The sequence below is a fragment of the Mesorhizobium sp. genome, assembly GCF_004962925.1.
Lineage (GTDB): Bacteria > Pseudomonadota > Alphaproteobacteria > Rhizobiales > Rhizobiaceae > Mesorhizobium.
Genome location: NZ_SUEO01000103.1, coordinates 13,285 through 20,242, shown reverse-complemented (window position 1 = coordinate 20,242; position 6,958 = coordinate 13,285). Strand labels below are relative to the sequence as shown.

Sequence of the window (6,958 nt, the reverse complement as noted above, 5' to 3'; positions counted from 1 at the left end):
TGGCCCCTGGCGAGCAACGCCGAAAGGCGGTCGTCGTCGCCATCCCTGACCTCATGCGCGGCCAGCAGCTCGAACAGCCTGATATCGGCCGCCTTCATTGCGGCCTCTTCGTCCTCGCTCGCCTCGCGGTTGCGATAATAGAGATGATCGACATTCATGTCGTGATGGTGAAGCGTCCAGCGGGCGGCTTGTGCCTCGGGAAAGTAGGGATTGCGGTCGGCCGCGTGCAGCCAGGCGCAGCCGATGTCGAAAGGGACGCCGAAATGCTGATCGCTGGTCCAGGCGCGGCCGCCGATCCGGTTCGTCGCTTCGAACAGCTTGAAAGAAAGGCCGGCTGCACGCAGGGTCTTGGCGGCGGAAAGTCCCGCCGAGCCGGCGCCGATGACCACGACATCAACGTCTTCCATGAATATTCCAGCCCCCGCCACAATAATTACTTGATCGTAAGCAAGTTCTCCGGCATTCGCCAGCGCTGCGGCGGGGATACGTAAACGACTTCTTAGCGCATCGGCCCGAAAATCAGGATCGATTTTCAGAAAGCACGATGCGCAGATTTAGAGTGTCAGAGCGTACTGCGTCCAAGTGGACGAACGCCGCTCTAACAGTGACAAGCGAGCGTTTCGCTGGCAAATTCGTATTTGGGACGTGATCCAGGCAACCAGGAGAGCAACATGGCATTTCTTGCCAAGGGAAAGATTTACGCAGTGGCAGCATTGATGATGCTTGCGGCGGCAACAGGTGCGCAGGCCGCCCAATGCGGCAAGACGAGTGCGGGCTTCGAAGCGTGGAAGGCGGATTTCGCCGCGGAGGCCGAGGCCAACGGTGTAGGCTCGAAGGGTCTAGCCGCTCTGGCTCGTGCGACCTACGCAACAAAGACGATCGCCGTCGACCGCGCCCTTCATAAGGCTTTCAGCGGCTCGGTGGAAGCTTTCATGAAGCGCCGTGGCGGATCCGCGATCATTGCCAGGGGCCGTGCGCTGAAGAAGTCGAACGCGGCGCTGTTCGACAAGATCGAACGGACCTACGGCGTACCGCCGGGTGTGTTGCTCGCCATCTGGGGTATGGAAACTGGCTTCGGCGCCTCCATGGGCAAACAGAATACGGTCTCTGCTATTTTAACGCTTACCTATGATTGCCGCCGTCCGGAATTCTTTTACCCGCATGGCGTTGCAGCCCTGAAGCTGGTTGATCGCGGAGCGTTGAGCGCCTCGTCGGTCGGTGCCGCGCATGGCGAGATTGGCCACACGCAGTTCCTTCCCGGAAACGTTTTGAAGTATGGAGTTGGCAGCAAAAATCTGCGCGACAAGGGCACTGCGTTGGCTTCCACTGCCAACTTCCTCAAGGGTCATGGTTGGCGGGCCGGCGCGAGTTATCAGGCGAATATGGGCGCAATTGCTGGCTGGAATTCCGCGAGCGTCTATCAACAGGCCATCGCCCGCATGGCGACGGCGATCGATGGCGATTGATAGAATCTCTATTCGACGGAATAGCCCGGCCATGCGCCGGGCTTTTTGTTGATGCTCTAGAGCAATTCCAGGAAAAGTATGAAACGGTTTTCCGTCCGGAATTGCGCAAAAACAAAGAGATAGAGCGGTTCGGCGTTTCCGTGAAACGATGAACCCGCTCTAAGGTGAGACGCCGCCGCTCGGCCCGCCTCGGGAACGAAGGCGCGAAGCAGAGAAGCTAATTCGGCGAGCCGAGCGCCTTGTCCATCGCTTCCCTGACCTCGGCCGGCCACGTGTTCACAGCCGGCCATGCGTCCGGCTCGGGCTTGTCGCCGCGGCGAGCGAAATAGAGCTTGTGGTTGGCCGGGTCGACCGCCATGAAGCCGTCATTGCCGCCGCAATCGTGCGGCACGCAGCCGCTGGCATAGAAGGCGCCCGAGGCGGTCTTCTCGGTGCCGCCGCCGACCAGCAGGCTGGTCGCCATGTCGGGCATATCCTTGCCGAGCAGTGCCTCGGCTAGCTGGTAGACAGCTTCGTTGTGGAACGCATCGATGATGTTGTCGTATTTCGACGGATCGACATCTTTCCAGCCGGTGCCCGGTTCCGGCATGTAGGTGAGAATGCCCGAGGTCGACAACCCGCCCGTAGGCGACCATTGCAGCGTCGGTTTCGAAGCTCCCGGCAAGAGATAGGGCACGAAATAGATGGCGCTGTCGGACACCGCGGCCGGCGGCGCACCGCATTCGTCCTGCTCGACCGTGGTGCTCTGAATCATGCCGCCTTCCGGCTTCCACACGATCACCTTGGCCGGGCCGCATTGATTGCCGCCGTCGCCGACATCGACCAGCGCGACGTTGACCCCGCCGACCTTGACGATCTTGTCGAAGGACACCTCGTAATTGCTGGCCAGCTGCTTGCCGTCAAAGGCGAGCACCTTCTCGCCATACTCTTCCTGCTGCGTGATGGTCAGCTGCCCATTCTCGAACGGGACCGGTGCTTGGCTGTCATCGTCGGCTAGGGCCGCATTGCTCGACGCGCCCAGGTCGGCGGCCCCGCCGGACGCATCGTCAGCCGGCACGAGCACCCTGTCGGTCTGTGCATGCGCGCCAGCCAACGGCATCAGAATCCATGCCAGCGCGCAGGCGCCGGCAAGAAGCGAACGTGTCATGACGGTCCCTCCGTTCAGCCGCCACCAACCCGGACTGTCACGGCCGGGGTCATCGTCGCACCGCTCAGGCCCAGGGGCGCAGCTCGGCGTTCTTCTTCTCGAACGATGCGATGGCGCCGGCCTTTTCCATGGTCAGCCCAATGTCGTCGAGCCCGTTGAGCAGGCAGTGCCGCTTGAAGTCGTCGAGGTCGAACTTGACCACGCCGCCGTCCGGTCCGCGGATTTCCTTGGCTTCCAGGTCGACCGACACCGTCGCGTTGGAGCCGCGCGAGGCGTCGTCCATCAGCTTCTCCAGATCCTCCGGGCTGACGGTGATCGGCAGGATGCCGTTCTTGAAGCAGTTGTTGTAGAAAATGTCGGCGAACGAGGTCGAGATGACGCAGCGTATGCCGAAATCGAGCAGCGCCCATGGCGCATGCTCGCGCGAAGAGCCGCAGCCGAAATTGTCGCCGGCGACCAGGATCTGCGCCTTGCGATAGGCCGGCTTGTTGAGCACGAAGTCAGGGTTTTCCGAACCGTCGTCCTTGTAGCGCATTTCGGCGAACAGTCCGCTGCCGAGACCGGTGCGCTTGATCGTCTTGAGATAGTCCTTGGGGATGATCATGTCGGTGTCGACATTGACGATCGGCATCGGCGCGGCGACGCCGGTGAGCTTGGTGAACTTTTCCATGGTCTTGCCCGTCTTCTTTTCGCTGCGGGGATGTGTTGGCGTCCGGTTTACACAAAGAGGCGGGCAAATAAAAGGTGGCTGTCTTCGCTCGTGGTCCCGGAACACGAGATCGGCACCAAACAGCTTCAAAACCACCGCCCGATGGTGCACTTTCACCGGCATGACCACGCGATCCAAAATCCTCTACGCCAGCGAACCAACCCTCGACCCTGCCGAGTTCCGCCGCGTGCTGGTGGAATCCGGCCTCGGCGCCACCCGGCCCATCGATGACGAAGCCCGTTTGAAGACGATGCTTGCCAGCGCGGATATGGTGTTGACGGCGCGCCTCGACAGACCTGGCAAGCCGCTGATTGGCCTCGTCCGCGGCATCACCGACTTTTCGTGGGTGTGCTACATTTCCGAACTCGCCGTTTGCAAATCGGCGCAAGGGCTCGGCATCGGCAAGGGCCTGCTCGACGAAGTGCGGCGGCAGCTCGGGCCGTCCGTCGCCATCTCATTGATTTCCGTGCCCGACGCCGTCGGCTTCTAGGAACGGATCGGAATGACGCGCATGGCCGACGCCTTCTGGTTCGGCCGCGAGCGCTGACGGACTTTAGCGGCAAAAAGACCGTCGCAGCGCCCTTCTTGCTAGATCACGTTCAGCTCCCTGAACGCCCGCCCCTCGGCGACACGGCTGTACCCAAACGCCGAGCAGTCCACCGTGCGGTAGCCGCCATGCACGATCAGCTCAGCCAGCGCCTTGCCGACCGCCGGCGCCTGCTGCAGGCCGTGTCCGGAAAAACCGTTGGCGAACAGGAAATTCTTGACCTGCGGGTGCGGGCCGATCACCGCGTTCTGGTCGAGCGTGTTGTAATCGTAATGGCCGGCCCAGGCGCGTGTCGGCTTGATCGCCTCGAAGGCTGGAATGCGGGTCGCCAGCACCGGCCAGATCACCTCTTCGAACAGCGGCCAGTCGGGCTCGAAATCGGCGGGATCGGCGAGGCCGTCGCCCTCTTCAGGCTCGGCACCGCCGGTGATGTAGACCGAGCCTTCCGGCCTGACATAGATGCCTGAGGGATCGACCAGCAGCGGCATGTCGGCATATTTTTCGCGCGCCTCGAAAACGAAGACGTTGCGCTTGCGCGGCTCCACCGGCAGCGCCAGCCCGGCCATTTCAGCCACCTTGCCGGCATTCGGCCCGGCGGCGTTGATGACGAGGCCGGCCTCGAGCCGCTCGCCATTGTCGAGGCAGACGCTGGTGACACGATCCCCCTGGTGCTCGATGCCGGTGACATCAGCGGTGATGAAATCGATGTTTTTGCCCCGCAGCGCCTTGCGGAACAGCATCAGCATGGCATGCGCGTCGAACCAGCCTTCGCCGCTGCGGCCATAGGCGCCGGCGGTGATGCCCTCAGCCGACAGCCACGGAAACCGGCGGACAAGCGCCTCCGCATCCTCAAGCACGATGTCGGCGCCCTCGGCCATCTGCGCCTCGTGGTTGGCCTTGAGAATCGGCAGCCCGTTTTCGCCGGCAAGGATGAGGTAGCCGCCTTCGCGAAAGCCGATATCGGCATCGGCTCCGAACTCTTCCGTCAGCCGCCGAAACAGTTTCAGCGTGAACTGCGACAGGCGGATGTTCTCGGGAATCGAAAACTGCTGGCGGATGGAAGCGCAGGATAGCGTCGTCGCCGCATGGGTGAATTGCGGGTCGCGCTCGACCAGCGCGATCGAGCCCGAAAACCCCTCCTCGCGCAGATAATAGGCGATCGAGGAGCCGACGATGGCTCCGCCGATGATGATGACGTCGTAGCGCACTTTTTCGCTTCTCCAGTTCCAGAGCATGATCCCGAAAGCCGGTTTTCGGAATCAGGCTCCAATTCATACAACCGGCAGGATGATCTCGAAGCGCGTGCCGCGCTCGGAGTCAACCAGCCGGATCGTGCCATCATGCGCTTTCAGGAGGGCCAGCACGATGCCGAGGCCCATGCCGGTGCCGCCGGAATCGCGGCGCGTGGTGAAGAATGGCTCAAAGATGCGGGCCCGGTTGCTGGGTGAGATGCCGGCACCGTCGTCGCTCACCAGGATCGTCGCCTTGCCATCCGTGCTCGCCGCCGCAACGGAAACGGCCGTTGCGCCATGCCGCGCCGAATTGTCAATGAGATTGGCCAGCACGATTGCCGCGTTCTCGGCCGAGATGCGCAGGCCGATATCGCTGCCAGCCTCGACGCGCGCCGCCAGCCGGTCCTCGGCCGGCAGCAGTGCCAGCGCGGCGCCAATCGACGTGCTTTCGCCGCTGGGCGCAAGATTTTCGGCCCGCGCCAGGTCGAGCAGGCGACGCACCAGCAAATTAAGCCGCCCGGCGTCGGTGACGATGTTGTTCGAAAACCGCCGTCGCTCGGCCTCATCCATTGCGCTGCCCGAATCGCGCAGCAGTTCGGCCGCCCCCTGGATCGCCGTCAGCGGCGATTTGAGCTCGTGCGAGACGTGGGTGGCGAAGGTCTGGATGCTGTCCGAGCGGGCATGCAGCTTTTCGGCCATGTCGAGGAAGGCGGCGGAAAGTGCTGCCATCTCACGCGTGCCATGATGATCGAGCGGCCTGATCGCTTTGCGGTCACCGGCGGCGATGCGCTTTGTCCGTTCCATCAGCGCGTAGATCGGCCGGCTGACGGTGCGCAGGAAGATCAGGGCGATGAGCAGCGTGCCGCCGAGGATGGCGATCGCCGCCAGCACCACCTTGCCGCGCTCGCCATAGAGGTGCTTGACGATGTTGTTCGGCGTTCGCGACAGATAGACCACGCCGGCGACCTTGCCGTCGACTGCGACCGGCAGAGCGACGAAGACGCGGACTTTCGTGCCGCGGCTCACCGAATAGAGCGATGAGGGCGGCTCGTCTGAGATCCTCAGCCTGAGCGCGCTGGCATAGCGGCCGGTCAGTGCTGCGCGAACTTCGCCGACGGCGCCGAGCGACAGGCCGATCTCCTCGCGTCCGGCGATGACGACGCCTTTTGCGTCGAGCAGCCGGAAGCCGGCAAGCGTGGTTTTCTGCGTCTCGGCAAGAATGCCCGACAGCCGCGCCCCGACCGCCGCAAAGCCAGGATCAATGGTGGCGGTGGTGGCCGCAGGCCGGGTCGGAAGAACCCTGTCGGAGGCAAGATCGAGGCTTGGTTCGATCGGCTGGTAGGGAGAGTTCGGATCGCTGGCACTGGCGGCAGGCACGGCTGGGCCGAGCTTCTCGGCCGGGATGCCGGCGTCACGGACCTCTTGTGCATAGATGGCGGCAAGGGCCGCGCCTTGCGCGATCAGCTCGGCCTCGGTCTGGCGGATCAGCTGGTTTTCGTAGAGCCGGAAGAAGAATAGGCCGACCAGCGGCAGTGCCATCACCATGATCAGGATGGCAACAACGATGGTGGCGAGGCGCGGCCGCCATTTGTTGCCAATCCATTTTTGGGTGCTCACGCGCCGCACCGGCCGAGGCGGAAGCCGACGCCATGCACGGTCTCGATCGCGTCCGTGCAGCCGGCCGCCGCCAGCTTGGCGCGGATGTTGCGGATATGGCTGTCGACGGTGCGGTCGGCGACATGGATGTTGCCGGCATAGGCATTGGCCATCACCATGTCGCGGCCGAGCACATGCGCCGGGCGCGCCAAAAACCCTTTCAGGATCGCGAATTCGATTCCTGTCAGCACCAGCGGTTTG

The 6,958-nt window shown here is 63.1% G+C and carries 8 protein-coding genes; 2 read left to right on the top strand and 6 right to left on the bottom strand.

Annotation, left to right across the window (positions count from 1 at the left end; translation table 11 throughout):
* Positions 1–407: FAD-dependent oxidoreductase (locus E5W87_RS20045; RefSeq protein WP_292401217.1), on the bottom strand; the 407-nt coding region annotated here is incomplete at its 3' end.
* Positions 408–671: 264 nt separating this feature from the next.
* On the opposite strand from E5W87_RS20045, the gene E5W87_RS20040 reads away from it, so the two are divergent.
* On the top strand, positions 672–1,466 hold the full coding sequence (locus tag E5W87_RS20040; RefSeq protein ID WP_292401213.1) for a lytic transglycosylase domain-containing protein: 795 nt from the start codon (positions 672–674) through the stop codon (positions 1,464–1,466).
* A 217-nt stretch (positions 1,467–1,683) separates the two neighbouring features.
* Here the strand turns inward: E5W87_RS20040 and E5W87_RS20035 are convergent, their stop codons facing one another.
* On the bottom strand, positions 1,684–2,613 hold the full coding sequence (locus E5W87_RS20035; protein WP_292401210.1) for a hypothetical protein: 930 nt from the start codon (positions 2,611–2,613) through the stop codon (positions 1,684–1,686).
* Positions 2,614–2,677: 64 nt separating this feature from the next.
* Positions 2,678–3,283 carry a 3-isopropylmalate dehydratase small subunit gene (leuD, locus tag E5W87_RS20030; RefSeq protein WP_126104308.1) on the bottom strand — a complete coding sequence of 202 codons (606 nt, stop codon included), beginning with the start codon at positions 3,281–3,283 and terminating at the stop codon, positions 2,678–2,680.
* Between the two features lie 160 nt (positions 3,284–3,443).
* On the opposite strand from leuD, the gene E5W87_RS20025 reads away from it, so the two are divergent.
* The gene (locus E5W87_RS20025; RefSeq protein ID WP_292401203.1) at positions 3,444–3,812 is read left to right on the top strand and encodes a GNAT family N-acetyltransferase; all 369 of its coding nucleotides are present in this window, start codon (positions 3,444–3,446) and stop codon (positions 3,810–3,812) included.
* Between the two features lie 98 nt (positions 3,813–3,910).
* Here the strand turns inward: E5W87_RS20025 and E5W87_RS20020 are convergent, their stop codons facing one another.
* The 3 genes from E5W87_RS20020 to E5W87_RS20010 form a co-directional block, all read right to left on the bottom strand.
* Positions 3,911–5,077, bottom strand: a complete 1,167-nt coding sequence (locus E5W87_RS20020) for an FAD-binding oxidoreductase (RefSeq protein ID WP_292401201.1) — start codon at positions 5,075–5,077, stop codon at positions 3,911–3,913.
* A gap of 63 nt (positions 5,078–5,140) precedes the next feature.
* Positions 5,141–6,727: an ATP-binding protein gene (locus E5W87_RS20015; RefSeq protein ID WP_292401198.1), complete on the bottom strand. Its 1,587-nt coding sequence runs from the start codon at positions 6,725–6,727 to the stop codon at positions 5,141–5,143.
* A partial coding sequence (locus E5W87_RS20010) for a helix-turn-helix domain-containing protein (RefSeq protein ID WP_292401195.1) occupies positions 6,715–6,958 on the bottom strand: 244 nt, incomplete at its 5' end. The genes E5W87_RS20010 and E5W87_RS20015, both read right to left, overlap by 13 nt.

Bases quoted from the DNA above. Each gene is read 5' to 3' on its own strand.
- E5W87_RS20040 (WP_292401213.1), top strand. From the start codon at position 672: ATGGCATTTCTTGCCAAGGGAAAGATTTACGCAGTGGCAGCATTGATG.
- E5W87_RS20025 (WP_292401203.1), top strand. From the start codon at position 3,444: ATGACCACGCGATCCAAAATCCTCTACGCCAGCGAACCAACCCTCGAC.
- E5W87_RS20035 (WP_292401210.1), bottom strand. From the start codon at position 2,613: ATGACACGTTCGCTTCTTGCCGGCGCCTGCGCGCTGGCATGGATTCTG.
- leuD (WP_126104308.1), bottom strand. From the start codon at position 3,283: ATGGAAAAGTTCACCAAGCTCACCGGCGTCGCCGCGCCGATGCCGATC.